13 protein-coding genes are annotated in these 15651 nt (G+C 58.5%); 1 reads left to right on the forward strand and 12 read right to left on the reverse strand.

The window, feature by feature from the left end; translation table 11 throughout:
- Positions 1–83: 83 nt before the first annotated feature.
- From ACYQ15_RS16130 to ACYQ15_RS16140, 3 genes are all read right to left on the reverse strand, one after another.
- Positions 84–818 carry a sugar transferase gene (locus tag ACYQ15_RS16130; RefSeq protein ID WP_459938527.1) on the reverse strand — a complete coding sequence of 245 codons (735 nt, stop codon included), beginning with the start codon at positions 816–818 and terminating at the stop codon, positions 84–86.
- A gap of 79 nt (positions 819–897) precedes the next feature.
- Positions 898–2610 (reverse strand): SpoIIE family protein phosphatase, encoded by a 1713-nt coding sequence (locus ACYQ15_RS16135; protein WP_459938528.1) that lies wholly within the window; start codon positions 2608–2610, stop codon positions 898–900.
- Between the two features lie 59 nt (positions 2611–2669).
- Positions 2670–5702, reverse strand: coding sequence for a PAS domain S-box protein (locus ACYQ15_RS16140; protein ID WP_459938529.1), 3033 nt, complete (start codon positions 5700–5702; stop codon positions 2670–2672).
- 241 nt (positions 5703–5943) lie between these two features.
- Between ACYQ15_RS16140 and ACYQ15_RS16145 the strand changes: the two genes are divergently transcribed.
- Positions 5944–7119 carry a sensor histidine kinase gene (locus ACYQ15_RS16145; protein ID WP_459938530.1) on the forward strand — a complete coding sequence of 392 codons (1176 nt, stop codon included), beginning with the start codon at positions 5944–5946 and terminating at the stop codon, positions 7117–7119.
- A 62-nt stretch (positions 7120–7181) separates the two neighbouring features.
- Here ACYQ15_RS16145 and ACYQ15_RS16150 read toward each other — a convergent pair whose 3' ends face one another.
- From ACYQ15_RS16150 to ACYQ15_RS16190, 9 genes are all read right to left on the reverse strand, one after another.
- Positions 7182–7256 carry a hypothetical protein gene (locus ACYQ15_RS16150; protein WP_459939605.1) on the reverse strand — a complete coding sequence of 25 codons (75 nt, stop codon included), beginning with the start codon at positions 7254–7256 and terminating at the stop codon, positions 7182–7184.
- A gap of 232 nt (positions 7257–7488) precedes the next feature.
- Positions 7489–7746, reverse strand: a complete 258-nt coding sequence (locus ACYQ15_RS16155; RefSeq protein WP_459938531.1) for a type II toxin-antitoxin system RelE family toxin — start codon at positions 7744–7746, stop codon at positions 7489–7491.
- The gene (locus ACYQ15_RS16160; protein ID WP_459938532.1) at positions 7733–7966 is read right to left on the reverse strand and encodes a CopG family transcriptional regulator; all 234 of its coding nucleotides are present in this window, start codon (positions 7964–7966) and stop codon (positions 7733–7735) included. Before ACYQ15_RS16160 ends, ACYQ15_RS16155 begins: the two co-directional genes overlap by 14 nt.
- Positions 7967–8190: 224 nt before the next feature.
- Positions 8191–9210 (reverse strand): glycosyltransferase, encoded by a 1020-nt coding sequence (locus ACYQ15_RS16165; RefSeq protein WP_459938533.1) that lies wholly within the window; start codon positions 9208–9210, stop codon positions 8191–8193.
- Positions 9207–10100 (reverse strand): class I SAM-dependent methyltransferase, encoded by an 894-nt coding sequence (locus ACYQ15_RS16170; RefSeq protein WP_459938534.1) that lies wholly within the window; start codon positions 10098–10100, stop codon positions 9207–9209. Before ACYQ15_RS16170 ends, ACYQ15_RS16165 begins: the two co-directional genes overlap by 4 nt.
- On the reverse strand, positions 10097–11383 hold the full coding sequence (locus ACYQ15_RS16175) for an O-antigen ligase family protein (protein WP_459938535.1): 1287 nt from the start codon (positions 11381–11383) through the stop codon (positions 10097–10099). Before ACYQ15_RS16175 ends, ACYQ15_RS16170 begins: the two co-directional genes overlap by 4 nt.
- Before the next feature lie 246 nt (positions 11384–11629).
- Positions 11630–13654, reverse strand: a complete 2025-nt coding sequence (locus ACYQ15_RS16180) for an LTA synthase family protein (protein WP_459938536.1) — start codon at positions 13652–13654, stop codon at positions 11630–11632.
- A 29-nt stretch (positions 13655–13683) separates the two neighbouring features.
- Positions 13684–14349, reverse strand: coding sequence for a hypothetical protein (locus ACYQ15_RS16185; RefSeq protein ID WP_459938537.1), 666 nt, complete (start codon positions 14347–14349; stop codon positions 13684–13686).
- Positions 14349–15581, reverse strand: a complete 1233-nt coding sequence (locus ACYQ15_RS16190) for a sialidase family protein (protein ID WP_459938538.1) — start codon at positions 15579–15581, stop codon at positions 14349–14351. Before ACYQ15_RS16190 ends, ACYQ15_RS16185 begins: the two co-directional genes overlap by 1 nt.
- Positions 15582–15651 lie beyond the last annotated feature (70 nt).

Consider the following 15651-nt stretch of genomic DNA (forward strand, 5'->3'; position numbering starts at 1 on the left):
GGCAGCACTGACCCGCGATGGTTTGGTTGCCGACCTTTTTGAGCAATTACGGATTATGGGCAAAATGAGCCGAATGAACATGGTCAATACGCACCCTTGCCGGTCAAGACCGCGGGAATGGTCTTGAGCAGGATCCAGATGTCCGTGAGGATGCTCTGGCTCTGGATATATTGCAGATCCAGGCGAACCTGGTCCTTGAAGGGGATCTCGGAGCGGCCCTGGATCTGCCAGAAGCAGGTCAGGCCGGGTTTGACGTGGAGGCGCTTGCGGTCTTCCAGAGTATATTCGGCCACTTCCGAAGGCAGCGGCGGGCGGGGACCGACCAGAGCCAAGTCGCCGGTGATCACGTTGAACAGCTGGGGCAGCTCGTCGATGCTGAATCGGCGGATAAACCGGCCGACCCGGGTCACCCGGGGGTCCTGCTTCATCTTGAAGATCACCCCGTCGCTGGACTCGTTGCTTGCCAGCAGCTCCTGCCGGATGGCCTCGGCGTTTCGGTACATGGAGCGGAATTTGTAGAAGGGGAAGACACGACCGTTCAGACCGACGCGCTGCTGCCGGAACAGGAAGGGGCGGCCGTCCTCGAGAACAATTGCCACGGCAACGAGGATCAGCAACGGGGACAGCAGCAGCAGGCCCAGGCCGGCCCCCAGGATGTCCATGACCCGCTTGACGGCGAACAGGCTGCCCAGACCGATCTCCCAGACCAGGATCTTCACCTGGTGACGAAAGCGGAGCAAGCGCAGACTGGCCCGGGAGGTCGGCAGGTCCAGCTGGGCGAACAGGGCCTGACGGGCCCGGAATCTTTCCTCACTCATGGCGTGCCTCGCTCTCGGAGCTTTGTTGGGAAAAGGTCTTTCAGAAAGCTGGTACTCATGTTTTCGGGACCGGTAAAGATCATTGTTCCTCGGCTCGAACCAAATCCTTATCTACGGCCATCTCCTCGTTCAGGGCCACGATGAACAGTGCGTGGTTGATGGTTCCCCGGCGAAAAAACAGGATCTCCCGGCTCAGGTGAGCCAGCAGCTCCAGGCCGCGTCCGCGTTCCGAATCCAGCGGGCGGTGGGCGAGCATGGCCTTGCGGGCCTGATAATCCCACTCCATTCCGGTGTCACGGAACAGAATTCGGCAGACATTGCCCTGGCAGCGGACATGCAGCTGAAACTGGACTTCCGGGGACATCCTGGCGTGGTCGATGATGTTCATCCCGTATTCATGGACCGCCATCCGCACGGCCCAGGCGCCATGCTCCGCCTCCCCCCGGCCCATCAGCAGCTCCTGGACTTCCCGGGCCACGTCTTCCACGACCCTTCGGTCCTGTTGCAAGCTGCCGGACCAGATTAGAGAGGCCGGGTCCGTCATCTGGACGAAAAGGATGCTGCAGTCATCCTGACTGATGTCGCATCCCTGGGCCTGGACCCGGTCCAGGAGCGCGCGGGCCGGATTCAGAACCGCGGGTGAAAACACCATGGCGGCATGGGACTCTAAGCCGGAACCGTCGCAGAGAATGTCCCTGCCCTTGGGATGGGCTTCGGACAATCCGTCGGTGTACAGCAGGATGCCGATTCCCGGATCTGCCGGGATACCGATCTCGTCTTCCGGGCTGCAGATGTTCCCGGCGGCCACGGACATGCCCACGGGAAACCCGCCCTTGTCCAGAACGATTCCGGCGGGGGCCCCGAGCAGCAGCGGCGGGGGATGGCCGCAGTTCATGCATCTCCAGGTCGAGGCATCCGGGTCGTACATGGCCAGGAACATGGTGGCGTAGGATTCCGGATTCTGGACGTATTGCTGAAATCGCTGGTGGATGGCGTTGCAGATCGTCGCGGGACCCCGATCGAACATACTGCGCACGGTTTCCTCCACCAGCACCTTGAGCAGAACCGAAATCATGGCCGGGGCGACGCCGTGGCCGGCAACATCGCCGATGAACAGGCAGACCCGGTTGCCGGGCAGATCGATGACATCGAAAAAATCCCCGCCCACGGAGATATGGGGCTCGTATGCCGCGGAAATCTCCAGGCGATCGTGGAGGAAGGGATTCAGGTTGAAGATCTTGCGCTGCATGGCCCCGGCCAGGGTCAATTCGTGCTGGATCTTCGTCTGCCATTGCCGCAGCTCCTGGTTGCGCTGCTCCAACTCCCGCATCAGTTCCCAGCGCTGGCTCTTGATCTGGTGGAGCTCCACGGCCTGGAGCAGAATGGTGCGCAGCTCCTTGACGTTGTGCACGGGCTTGGTCACGTAGCGATAGATTTCGCCGGTGTTGATCAGGTTCACGACCTGATCCAGGTTGCCCGTGCCGCTGAGGACCATGCGCACGATATCCGGGCGACGTTTGCGTACCTCCCGCAGAAACGCGAACCCGTCCATTTCCGGCATCTGGATGTCGGAAACCACGACGTGGACCGGCTCGTCATCGAGGATTTGCAACCCCTGCGCGGCGGACAAGGCAAACCGCTTGCGATAGGGTTCCCGGATCAGGTTGCGCCGCAGGGAGTCCAGGATTTCCTGTTCGTCGTCGACGAACAGAACCGTCACGCGGGAAGCGTCCGGGGCGTCGGCCACGGCGGTAGGTTCCGGATTCGGGGGAGCAAGAGGCATGTCATTCATGGCGGGTCTCCAGTTGCCCGTGCACCGGCGTGCCGGGCAGTGACAACCTTTGTCTGGTTTCAGTCTTCAGCCCTCAGGCCCTTCTTTTTCACGGCCTGCTTCATGGGCAGGGAGATCAAAAAGGTCGTTCCATTTTCTGTATCACTCGTCACCGTGAGGCTTCCGTGATGGCTCCGGACCACGATATCGTGGGAAATGCTCAACCCCAGCCCGGTTCCCTGCCCGGGAGGTTTTGTGGTGAAAAACGGATCGAACAGCCTGCCGCGAATCTGGTCGGGAATGACCGGTCCGGTATTGCTGATGGCGCAGAAAACATCGGGCGAGATAAACCAGGTCCGGATCCGGATAATGCCCCTCTGGTCCATTTCGGCATTGGCCATGGCCTGGGCCGCATTGATGATGATGTTCAGAAAAACCTGGTTGATCTGGCCGGGAATGCAATCCACATGCGGAATTTCTCCCAGATCCAGTTCAACTTCGGCAACGTTCTTGTAACTGTTCCGCGCGATGACCAGGGTGTCGCGCAACCCCTTGTTCAGATCGGCCTGAACGAACTCCTCGCGGGGATCGGTCCGGGAAAAGTCCCGCATGCTGTTCACGATGGTCGTGATCCGCCGGAAGCCTTCCCGCGACTGATCGAAGAGCGCGTGGATGTCGTCCATGATCACGTCCATCGAGGACTCCTCCTCCAGCGCACGGGCCTTTTCCAGGAGTTCGCGCTGTTTTTCCGAACCCGGCGGTTCATGGAGAGCCTGCTTGTAGTCCCGCAAGACCTCCACGATCAAGGGGATGTACTCCTCCAGGGTCTGGAAGTTCATGGAAACAAAGCCCACGGGATTGTTCAATTCATGCGCGATGCCCGCGGCCAACTGGCCGATGGCGGCCATTTTTTCGCCCAGTATCAACTGCCGCTGCGCGTCGCCCAGCTGTCTGGTCCGGACTTCGACCTGCGCTTCCAGGGACGTGTTCAGCTCCTGAAGTTGCATCTGACTTAGCATCAGGCGCTGTTCGGTCTCCTTGCGCTTCAGGGCGTTGATCAGAATACTGGCCAGCATTTCCAGCGGGACGGCGTCGGAAGGCTGCCAATCGATGGGTCGGCGCACCGAGTCAAAGCCGATGAACCCTTCCAGGGCGCTGTCCCAGATCATGGGCACCGCCAGCAAAGACAGGATTTCCTGGTTTTCCAGGAATTGCCTCTCGACTTCGGCCTCGGGCGGCAATGCGGTCATGTCCGGGATGACAATGCTTTCCAGACGCGACATCCTGTCATGCCACCAGGGCAGAATGTCCAGGGGAATGTCCTGGAGCTTGCCGATCTGCGGCGGGATGCCCTCGGCGCACCATTCAAACGTGTTGCTCCAGAACCGATGGTCCGGGGCGCATTGAAACACATAGACCCGGTCCACTCGCAGCAGTTCCCCGATCTCTCCCAGGCAGGACTGGACTGCCTGGTCCATGTCCTCGGCGCCCAGGTTGATGAATCGGGTGGAAATCCGGGCAAGCAAGGCTTCCAGGTCGGCCTGGAACCGAAGCCGGATCTCGGCCTCCTTGAGCGCGGTGATGTCCCTGCCCACGCCCTGGATTTCAACGATGGTTCCGGTTTCATCCTTGATGGCAAAGTCTTCCCAGGCCAGCCAGCGCCAACCGTCCACGGACATGGCCCGCTGTTCCAGGGAGGTCCGGTGAGGAGGTTTTTCCAGGGCCTGCATGGCCTTCAGAGTGGCCGGCAGATCGTCTTCGTGAACCAGGGGCATGAAGGTCCGGCCGATGAGTTCTTCCCGGGTTTTGCCGAACGTCCGGCAATAGGCCTCGTTGACGAAGGTGAACCGGCCCTGGCTGTCCACCCGGACCACAAGGTCAGCCTGGGACTCCACAATGCCTCTGTAGCGTTCCTCGCTCTGGCGCAGATCCTCTTCCATGCGTCGTTTGTCCGTGATGTCCAGCCCCAGTCCCAGAACGGCCATGGTCTTGCCGTCGGGCATCCGCAGCTTGGACTTCATGGTTTGCAGGATATGCCGGTTTCCGTCGCGAAAGGTGATGTGTTCCTCGAACTGTTGGGGTTCGTCGGCCTCCAGGGTCAGGAAGTCAGTCTGATCACATCCGGCCAGTTCCTCTTTTGTGATGCTCAGGTTGTCCGTGCCAAGGCCGGTTTGGCTCTGAAAATGCTTGTTGACCAGGAGCAGGCCGCCATGGGCGTCGCGCAGCCAGATGCTGATGGGCGCGTTGTCCACCAAGGCGTTGACCAGTTTCTTCTGGCTTTCCAGTTCCAGCTCTTTGCGCTTGTTTTCTGTAATGTCGCGCCGAAAGCCGGCCAAGCCGGCAATCTTGCCATCCGGGCCGAAGACCGGCGCCTTGTAGTATTCCATCCACTTGTCCGGATCCTTTGCTCCGCCTTTCTGCTCCCATCTCAGCTGCTCGCCGGAGGTCAGCACGTGCTTGTCCTGTTCGTGGTAGCGCGCGCCAAGAAGCCCGGGCCAAACCTCCACGGTGGTCCGGCCGATGATCTCTTCCATGGAGCGTCCGCATTCGGCGATGAAAATCTGGTTCACCGCCAGATACCGTCCCTGATCGTCCTTCAGCCAGGCCATGAACGGCAGGTTGTCCAGGAGCGCCTTTTGCTGAGCCTGGGTGAACAGCAACCGTTCTTCGGCTTCCCGTCTTCGCTGGGCCTCCAGGCAGGACCGACAGGCCCTGGCCAGCTGGTCCACGACAGGAAGCAGTTCTTTTTGGAAATCCGTGCTGAATTCGGTGGACCGGCCCAAAATCAGGAGACCAAAGTCATTGAGGCAGAATCCATAAATCTTTCTGTTCTCGGACGCCAATTCCGAACAGGTTTCGTGACTGCTTATGAATTTTGTGGAAAAATCAGCAGCGACCTGCTGCCATTGCGGCATGCGGATCATGATGGTGGGCAGAACCTTGACCGTTGCCCAAGCCTGGTCTTCAACTTGAATGACGCCCGCCATGGTGCAGTTGAGCTTGCGCAGGAAAATTGGCAGACATCTGTCGAGAAGAATGTCCAGATCGAATTCTCCTCCGATGGACATGGCCAACTCGAGCAGAATGCTGCGTCGTATGGTGTCAGAATGCATGGGCCAACCGCGGGATTGTCGTTCTTGTCTTCATCCAGGCATACCCTGTTACAGCAATGGCGGGGCTTAAAAGTGGTGCTGTGGAAAGTTTGACCTTCTGCTGGTATGAGTGCAGTGCGAAAAGTCTTTCGCACCAAGCTCAGGTATTGAAAAACTGGATGCTTCTGTCGTAACGAAACGGCTGAAAATCACACATGCCAATGGATATGACTGCATTGCTAATACAGCGGAGGTGAGAATCGTGGGCGCACCAACCACTATCGATGAGTTTCGCGATAATTCAGCCTTGCTGCAAAATGCCCCAATTGCACCTGCCCTGCAAGAGATGCTTCGGGAAAACGTTCTGGAAAGCATGCCCTCAGGGTTGATGATTGTCGGGGAACATGGCCGGGTTTTGCAGGTCAACTCGATATTGGCATCCATCCTCGGTTTTTCGAAAGAAATCCTGATCGAACAGGGCTGGAGCGTCTTGTTCATCGAACACCCAGACAACGAGGATTTCAACAATACCCTCCTGGACGTCATTCAAAAGAAACAGGTCCGGCACAGCCGCCAGGTCTGGTACAGTCGATCGGATGGCCAACGCCTTTTCCTGGAGATCATCTCATCCTTTCTCCAGGTCGATCAGGATAATTGGGTCCTGGTGGTGCTGGTCCAGGACCTGACAGACCTCCACTTGATGCATGAACGGGAGAAGTCGGCCTTGGAGCAGAAACGACTGGCCGAGCAGCAGCGGGCGGACAGCCTGAACAACCTGGCCCTGTCCATTGCCCACCAGATCCGCAATCCCATCATGGCCATTGCCGGGTTTGCCAATCTGGCCGTGAAGAACCGGGACGATCCGGCCAAGGTGGCAACCTATCTGGAAACCGTGCTGCAATCAGCAGCCCGCATGGAACGCATGGCCCGATCCGTACGGGAATATGTTTCTATTGCCTCTGGCGACATCCGACACATTTCCCTGTCCGACATTCTCCTTCCGGCGCTGCGACGAGTGCAGGCGAAAGCCTTGCAGATGAACGTTTCCCTGAAGGTCAGCCACGACCTTTCACCGCAATGGGGCATCAAGGCCGATCCTGAACAAATCGGTCGGGTTTTGGATGCTGTCCTGGAAAATGCGCTTGAAGCGTATGACAACCTGCCGGGACAGGAGTGTTCCATCACCATCTCAGTCCAGAGCCAGGACGAAAAGGTTGCCCTTATCATCACCGACAAGGGCCGCGGCATTCCGGCAAAAGACCTGCCCTATGTCTGCGATCCCTTTTTCACCACCAAGGCTGTTGGCGCAGGCATGGGGCTGGCCATGGTTCATCGCATCTTGGCTGATCATGGCGGATCATTGAGCATTGAGAGCAGCAGCGGGGAGGGGACCAGGGTCAGGATGTCATTACCCAGGGCGGAATCCAGGCCGTTCTGAAAATGTAAGCTCCAGAACCCGGAACTGCAGAGGCGGGCCTGGCAAAGAGACATTCATCTGAGTTAAAGACGATACGCTCCAGCCATCTTGCCTACCTCTTCCGCCACCATCTTCCGCAGTTCCTCCGGCGCAAGCACCTCGGCGTCGCCGCCCCAGGAGAGTGTCCAGCGGGCAATTTCCCTGGGACGGAAGCTGTTCGTAGGGTCGGGTGCCAATCCAGATGGGAACGGCGAACTGCATGGTTTTAAAGTCCAGAAAGTGCAAGGAATAGGACCTTGTTCACCTTCAGCCTGGACTGAATCCGGCGCAGGATGCTGTGACCATGCTGCAGGTCCGTATTCCAGATGTCACGCCACGAAACTGGTTACTTCAGCGATAAACATCTTTTCCATGGCCAATCGTGACAACCCATACAGTAAGTTCACCATCCTGGATGGAGTAAACGATGCGATAATTTTCCTGGCGCAGGCGGTACCGCTCCTGCCCGGTCAACTTTTCGCAGCCCGGCGGAGGGGGGTCTTTTTCCAGGTCTTTTATGCGGTCAAGGATTTTCGGGACATCCTTTTTGGGGATTTTGGACAGGTCCTTTTCCACGGATTTTCTGAAGAATATGCTATAACATACCATCTTTCTTGAGCCTCTTCACCATTTCGTCGTAACTGAGCAGAGGCTCGTTTGCCCGGTTTTCAAACGCCGCAAGATCTTCGGCATCTTCGGCAAGTGAATTTTTCACAGCGGAATTGACAAGATCCGAAACGGATCGTGATGTCGCCAATGCTTTCATTTTCAGCGCCTTATGAACAATCTCGTCCAGATATATCGTGGTGCGCTTCACCGTTGAATCCATATTTTCGCCTCCTCCATTTTTGAATGCATTATGGCGCCATGACGTTTTAGCATCAGGACGTTTGCACCTTGAGCAATTGTGAAGTCCTCGGCATTCAGGGCCGGCTGAACCAGGTTGCAATGGAGCGATTAAAAAAAGTTTCCCGGTGAGTTCAGTTCGATTGCCCCGGTGTGCGCTCAAATCACGGTGCCCATTTGAAGCGAAATAATGGGTGGCTGCGGTGGTTACCAGGACGTGATGAACTCGGCGTAGGCTTTGAGACCCTGCTGCCAGAGCTGGTAGCCGTGTTCGTGGTCGGATCGGGCAGTTCTGCCCAGAGCTTCCGGATTGATCCCGGCGAGGTTTCCAACCTGGCCGGCGCTGACCATGTGGTAATGGTATGCCTGGTGCCGGTGCACCAGGTGATGCCAGCGCTTGCCCAGGGATTTGCGCCATTTGTGCATGGTTTTTGAGTAGGCTCGGAACAGGTGGCCGTTGCGGCCATGGATGACGTACTCATTGGTGGCCGGACCGTCATAGGCCAAAACGCAGGCTCCGCGAGCCATGGATTGCAGGACCGCAAGGCCCACTCCCTCGAAGGGTCTGGGGCCGAGGCAGAGCGTGCTTTGATCCAGCAACCGGGCATGTTCGGCATCCGGCAGGAATGAACGGATGGTGACGACTTCGGTGCTGGCGAGGGTATCGGGCAGGTTCAGGGCAGGATGATCGTATCCCGGATCGGGGCGATGGATGTGGATCAGGCGCTGTATGTCCAGGGCTTGACAGATGCGCAGAAGGGCCCGCGGACTGTAGAGCCCGACCCGGTTCCAGTAGAGCATGGTCCGCTGCCCGTCATGGGGGACGGGCTGGTATCGATCAGGATCGAGAAAAAAATGCACCGGCAGCACCGGCAGCGCAAATTGTTCGGCAAGTCGTCGTACCGGAGCGGAGTAGGCCACGATGCGTAGTTGCTTGGGCAGGCCTGCCCAGAAAGAATGGGGCCATTTGGCGATGTTGTCCCACATCGGCAGCCAGACGATTCGTGCACTGTTTTCGCGCAGCAGTTCGGGCGGAGGGGGAAGCTGACAGAAGATCAGGGGGCTTTGGGGATCGTCGTGGTAATATCGTAGCGGCAGCCGCGGATCCTGGTCCCACGGGACGAGGTTGATCGGCAGGAATTCCCGCAACGGATCGACGAGGATTTCCTGGAAGGCATTGCTGACCGAAGTATGCCAGGGCATGCAGAAAGCGGGCAGCGGAGTCATTTATTTGTTCCGCTCCGTGCACTGATTGCGGACGGTTTCGTGGCGATCCGTAGGCTGTCTTCGGGAAGCAGACTTGCGGGCGGCTTGACGCGGTACATGCGTTTGCGCAGGGAATTCAACAATCGTTTCAAGAACCGCTCCAGAAGGCGAACCACGCCCCGGGGGCGTCCCAGTGGGTTGAGCGAGAAATCCCGTCTGGTCAGGAGATGCAGGGCTGTTCCGTCCGAGTGCAGCTGCGAGTTGGTCTTTTCGGCGAGTATCTGCAGGGCCGACAACGTGTAGAAGGTGATATGCTGCCCGGTTTGCGGCCAGAAGTACCACCAGTCCTCCGCGGATTTCGGAGTTTGGTCCGGTTGGAGGCGGGTGGAGAAGAGCAGGGAATCCGCGTGTTCCAGCAGGCGATGGACTTCCCGGACCGGCTCCTGGAGGTGCTCGAGCAGCTCAAAGGTCGTGATCAGCTCGAACCGCTTCCCGGCCAGTTCCGGGATCTCGAAGCCCTGGGCAAAGATATTGGCGCACAGGGGATCATGACGATGAAAATCGAATCCCGCGTCCCGCATCATGCGGACCATCAAGCCGTAGCCGCCGGCATAATCCAGGAAACGACCCCTGGAATCAAAGTGTGACAGAATGATGTCCTGAAGCCGCGCGGACAATTCCATGTTCCGGCGCACCAGTCCGACATCCTGCGCACTCACGGCCTGATCGTAGGCCTCGGGCAGCCAGTATGGCGTCTCTGTCTGGATCAGGCCGCAGCCGGGGCAGCGTCCGTAGTCGACATGGTATTTGCCCAGAATCAGGGCCTGAAAGATGGATTCCATGCCTTGGCCGCAAATCCGGCACGGCTCCGAAAGAGTGACTTCAGGGCTCTGGCCGGTTTCTTGGCTCATGTGGTTGCCGAATTTGGTTCCGGCGCGGGCCGGCTGTCATGACCGCCAGTCCGCGCACTCTTTTGCCGTTGGCGAATCTCGGAGCCGATGATCAGGCCGATGGGCAGCCAGAATTGAATCCACATCGGGGAAATTTTGGACAGGGTGAGGTAACCGGCGGACAAGCCGAATATCAAGGGATAGATGAAGATCGCCGGCAACAGAAAGCTGCCGGTGCGGCGGTATTCCCGCCAGGCGCCCCGGCCAGCCAGGACGATCAGGGCGAAAAGTAGCACCGTTCCGGCCACTCCCCCAAAATGGAGATTCTCCAGGTACAGGTTGTGGGCCACGCCGTGGTAATCGCCGGCGGAGAGAAACAACTGCTGGTGTTGATTGAGCCCGAAACCAAACCAGGGCTGCTCCCAGGCCCGCTCCAAGGCCAGAATCCAGATTTCACCACGCACGCCCAGCCGCCGTTCGAATCCGATCATGCCCTCGGGATGGTGAAAGGAGAGCAGCACCACGCCAAGGATCACGGCGGTCAAGGCCCCGAGGACCAGCCAAAGCCGCTTGCCGCCCTGGAACAGAAGTCCCAGAGCCAGAACCAGGACGATTCCCACGATGGCCCCGCGGGTTTGGGTCAACCCCACGAAGGTCAGGATGCTCAGCAAGGATATGCCCGAGATCCAGGTCCAGATGCCCTTCTTTTCCGCCTGCACGAACAGGGAGAAGATCAGGAAAATGGCCACGGCCCCATACAAGCCGGCGGAATCAATGGGATGGGCCGCCAAACCGATGTCCACAGCCCGGCTCTCCAGGCCGCCCATCATGGGAATGTCTTTCCCGGAATAGAAAACGTATATCGAGATCATGGACGCCGCGCCGGCTACGCAGGCCAGGGTACGGGCCAGCATCCTGGTGAAATTTTCGATGCTCAGGAAACAATAGGCGCTGATGGCCAGAAAGATGAGCAGCAGGGCCAGGGTCCGGGCCTCGTTATAGAACGTGTATAGCGAGGTATCCGGAACCCAGAGCAGGCTGATCCAGAGGTAGCCCAGAAAGGCCAGGCTACCGAGAAACACCGGTGATCTGGACATCGCTGACCAGAAGGACCACGGCGCCAGAAAAAGAAACGGCACGACCACCAGAACATAGTAGATGTTCCGGTGCAGGCGGGGATTGGCGGTCAGAAAAATGGAGCCCAGAAAAAGACAAAAAACCACCGCCCAGAAAAAATTGACCTTTTCCAGGTCCGAGTGGTGGCGCAGTTCGTTCAGACGGGCCAGAAGGTATCTTGGGTGCATGCGGCGCGTAGAATTTCCGTTTTCTGTCAAGGCGTCAACAAGGAGGGACGCATCTACTCAAAAACTTGTGGCAAGCATGGCCTGGATGCCTGTCGACGTGGGCATCACGAGCTTGAATGCACGCCCATTGGAGTCATTCCCGCGAAGGCGGTAATCCTGATACAAGGGTACTTCAGACTGCGTCCGACCTGATAAATATCGAAGGGCATCCACTGACTGGCTCAAGGTGGCGCGCATGCCGCAAGCTCAGTCGACCGGAACAGGCCTGTGGTCCCGGTGTGGATTGTGGTTCACGATATAGCGGGTGGACTCGTACAGCCCCCGGGTCAGTTCCCGCATCCGGAGCGCCTGGTCCGGATACCGGTGGGAAAGATCCGGCCGGGAATCATCCGCATGGATCCGGTACAGTCCTTGTCCGGAATCGTCCAGGTTCATTCGGAAATAAAACTCGTCGTTGATCACCCCGATATTGGGCACGGCGCCGTGGGTCATGACAAAGGCATGGCGATCCGGATCGAATTGCGGGTCGAACAGGTTCCGCCCCAGCGTGGTATTCAGATGGGCATGGCCGGTGATGGCGGCCACGGTGGTCAGCACGTCCATTTCCGAGGCCACGGTGTCCAGTATTTGGCTCTGGGGGAACAGGGCGGGCGCATGGATGACCAGGGGGACGCGGAACTGGGCCAGGCCGAGCTGGATTTCCGAGGGGTACGTGTGGACCGCGGCCTCGGTGAGATGGCCATGGTCACCGAAAAAGACAAAGACGGTATCTTCGTAATATGCCGATCCCTTGACCAGATCCATGAAATGTCCCAGGGCATGATCCATGAACCGGAAGGAATTATATTCCTCCAGGGAGTGGAAACCGTAGCGGGTCAGAGCGTCCTGGGGGACGTCCCCGACGATCTCAAAACCCTCGTTGTCCGCCGGAATGGTGTAGGGACGATGATTGCCAGAGGTCAGCAAAATCGCCAGGAAAGGCCCGGTCTCTTTCTCGAGTACTGCGTGGGCCTCCTTGAACAGGGCCAGATCGGAGATGCCCCAGACGTCGTTGCGAGGGGAGGCGTAATCGCCTTCCTCGTAGAGGCGAAGGCCGGCAATGTTCCCCTGCAGCAGACCGCGGATGTTCCCCCAACTGGCGCTGCCGCCCAGAAAGAAGAACTTCTCGTATCCTTCAAAGGCATTGATGATCGTGTGCTGGTTGATGATCGTCGGATTGCGCGAGGCTGTGCTGCGCAACTGCACGTCGGGCAGTCCCGTGACCGCGGTGAATACGGAGCGGGCCGTGCCGGCCGTGGGAGTGAAGAAATTTTGGAAGACCAGGCTTTCCGAGACCAGGCGGTCGAAATGGGGCGAAGGGTTGAGGGGATTGCGGGTCAAACCGGTCTTGTAGGTGGTGAAGGATTCCAGGAGCACGATGATCACGTTCTGGGGACGTTCCGGCTGAAGCACGGGCAATACAAAACGGGCGAAATCGAGATCTTCCGGGTCAGGCTGGTCCACTCCCAGGTGTTCAGCAATCAGCGGATAGGAATCGCGGACAGCGGCGATATCGTACTCCAATGCCCCGGTCTTGAACGTGTCGAAAAAGTACAACACCGGATTGGAAGCCACGGCGGGCGCGAAGGCGTGGGTGGAGAAAAAGGCGTCGCTCCAGCGCAGCGGATACCAGGACAGCTTGCCGTAAATGCCGCCCGCAATCATCAATAGGAGAATCAACACCATGGCGGCGCGATCCCGGAGGCGCAGGGGCGTATAGGCTGCCCCCGCACAGCGGCGCAGCAGGCGCGTGTATAAGATGGCGAACAGACAAAGCAATGCGGCCAGTCCCAGCAGCCAGGGCAGGACCGGATAGCTCTCCCAGACCATTTGCGCGGAAATCATGGGATTGGAGAGGAATCGCAGGGCCGTGGAATCCACCCGGGTCATCAGGTAGGCGTAATGGCCGAAATCCGTGACGTAGAAGGCTACGGCGCCCAGGCTGATCAGCCCCAGGTAGACGCCCCAGAGCAGGCGACCGAACCGCGTCGTCAGGGGATTGATCCATTTGATCCAGGCCAGCAGATACATCGGCGCCAGGATAAGCAGGGTCAGCCGCAGATCGAATTTCAGGCCGATGTACATCGCCGTGAGCAGTTGGTCGAGGCCAAGGGGATCGTGCGGATTGTCGAAGGTCAGCCAGAAGGCCAACCGGGCCAGGGTGAAAACCGTCAGGAAGCAAATGGTGATGGTCAACAGAAAGCGTATCAGGGGCGGAATGCGATGCATCATGGTTGAACCTGAATCATGATTGGGGGGATTTACTGAAAGGTTGATTGCTCGGAGCGGGGCGATGCCATGCTTCGGGGGGCGCTCGCTCGTCGTTGATAGAGGAAAACGGGGGCGGCGACGATGGCTGCGATGACGACAACAGGATCCATCAGGTAGTCCCAGATGTTCGACGACGGCAGCAATTCCAGACTCGCGGCGAGCAGGGCCGTGCCGAGGATGAAGACGATCCAGTACAGCCGCAGAGCCAGGGCGATGCCGCCCGCCAGGCCGAGTCCAAGAAGAAGCGGGGTCGTAAAGTACCCCCAGACATAGGGATCGAACCGCGTCAGGCCCAGGGCCGGCGGATAGAACAACAGACCTGTTGCCGAAAGACCGAACAGGATGATCAGGCACTGCGCCGGATCGATCAATGCCTGGCCGCGCAGGCGGGAAATGAACAGAACCATGGCCAGGATCAGCGTGGTCATGCTGAATTCCCCCACGAGTCCGCGCAGGTGGTACAGGGCGGAAGTTCCCGAGGTGGGAACGAAAAGTCCTGTCAGTGCAGCAAAAAACAGGAGCGACAGCCTGCCTGGCGTCCAAAAGGCAGCGGGAAAGCGGAAGACGGAGGACAATGCGGGAACAGCCACTGCCAGGCAACAGGCGGCGACCACGGCACTGATCAGGAGACCAAAATGGACTGGGGACGGAATCATCACCGATATTCTTGATACGCGAGTTTGGTCAGAGACTGGTCGGATTGTTCAGCCAGCCATGCCTGGTTGAAGGTCACATGGCGGATGAAGGATCGGTTCCAGGTGTAGAAAAGATGGAAACGCCCAATATTGTCCTTCATCAGCCACGGGTAATCAAAGCGGAAGTGGCAATGCGGCCGACCGTATTCGCATTGGGTGTCGGCGGCCGCGGCAGCCACCGTGCCGGGCGAGAGGTCGGCAGGCAACTGGTCGGCAAGAATGCGCACCACTTCGTTGGGAAAATGTTCTGGTGTCAGTGAAGCCTGAGGAGGCTCCACGTCATGCACGAAGGACCAGGATCGACCCTGATCACGTGAACGCAGCAAACTCAAGGCGGAGCGGCGGTGTTCCGAAACATTGGCCACGCTCAGCAGCGTCCTCGGTCCGGCTGCAAGGCCGCCGAGGGCGGAGTCCTGGTTTGCGATTTCAGTACGTTCAGGTTGAGACCAGGTTCGCCCCGCGTCTGTAGTGGCGCTGATCCAGGCTCTACGTGGCCAATCGGAATCAACGTTGCGCATCAGGACCACGGCGTTGTGCTCATCTTTGGGAAAAACCACAGGCTGAATAGCCGACCTGCCCCAGGTAATGCGGGTCTTGCTTACGACGCGACCCTGATGATCCAGGCGCAGAAATTCAGAAAATTTACGAAGGAATTCATGGTAAACGGGCAACCCCAGAGTTCCGTCCGTGAAAAAGACGGGCGGCCCCTTGACCAGGGTGCTGATGTTCAGAAACGGGGAGGTGATCAACTGCCGCGGTTCGGTCCAGGTCCGGCCGTTGTCCTCGGACATGATCAAATTGATGGAACTGCCGCTCCAGCCGCCGAAGGAAACGCTGACGTAGAACAGCCAGATCCGGCCGTCCGGATCAATCCCGGCCACCGGATTGCCGAGCTTCCTGATATATCGGCCTTCACCGGCCTGGGTGCATGCTCTGGTCACCAGGACCGTTTCATCATGCCAGTGCTGTTCATCGGGATCAAACTCAGCCGTGTATATCTTGACGTCCTTGTGCCCCTCTCGCGTGCCGCCGAACCAGAAGGCCTGCAGCATTCCGTCGCGGCGATGCACGGAGGTGGCCGCATGGACCAGCCGAGTGTCTCCATCTGTGACAAAATGGGTTCTGTAGAACGGCTCTTCCGGATCAACGGCGGGTTCTTTCGGAGCGAGGAAGGAACTTGAAAGCGGTTGCATCTGTCCCTGGTGGTGAAATGCGACAACCAGGCCAAGAGCGAGGAACAATGCTCCTATCCAGAATTTGAAT

This window comes from Desulfonatronum parangueonense, from assembly GCF_054656975.1.

Bases quoted from the DNA above. Each gene is read 5' to 3' on its own strand.
- ACYQ15_RS16130 (WP_459938527.1), bottom strand. From the start codon at position 818: ATGAGTGAGGAAAGATTCCGGGCCCGTCAGGCCCTGTTCGCCCAGCTG.
- ACYQ15_RS16135 (WP_459938528.1), bottom strand. From the start codon at position 2,610: ATGAATGACATGCCTCTTGCTCCCCCGAATCCGGAACCTACCGCCGTG.
- ACYQ15_RS16140 (WP_459938529.1), bottom strand. From the start codon at position 5,702: ATGCATTCTGACACCATACGACGCAGCATTCTGCTCGAGTTGGCCATG.
- ACYQ15_RS16155 (WP_459938531.1), bottom strand. From the start codon at position 7,746: ATGGTATGTTATAGCATATTCTTCAGAAAATCCGTGGAAAAGGACCTG.
- ACYQ15_RS16160 (WP_459938532.1), bottom strand. From the start codon at position 7,966: ATGGATTCAACGGTGAAGCGCACCACGATATATCTGGACGAGATTGTT.
- ACYQ15_RS16165 (WP_459938533.1), bottom strand. From the start codon at position 9,210: ATGACTCCGCTGCCCGCTTTCTGCATGCCCTGGCATACTTCGGTCAGC.
- ACYQ15_RS16170 (WP_459938534.1), bottom strand. From the start codon at position 10,100: ATGAGCCAAGAAACCGGCCAGAGCCCTGAAGTCACTCTTTCGGAGCCG.
- ACYQ15_RS16175 (WP_459938535.1), bottom strand. From the start codon at position 11,383: ATGCACCCAAGATACCTTCTGGCCCGTCTGAACGAACTGCGCCACCAC.
- ACYQ15_RS16180 (WP_459938536.1), bottom strand. From the start codon at position 13,654: ATGATGCATCGCATTCCGCCCCTGATACGCTTTCTGTTGACCATCACC.
- ACYQ15_RS16185 (WP_459938537.1), bottom strand. From the start codon at position 14,349: ATGATTCCGTCCCCAGTCCATTTTGGTCTCCTGATCAGTGCCGTGGTC.
- ACYQ15_RS16190 (WP_459938538.1), bottom strand. From the start codon at position 15,581: ATGCAACCGCTTTCAAGTTCCTTCCTCGCTCCGAAAGAACCCGCCGTT.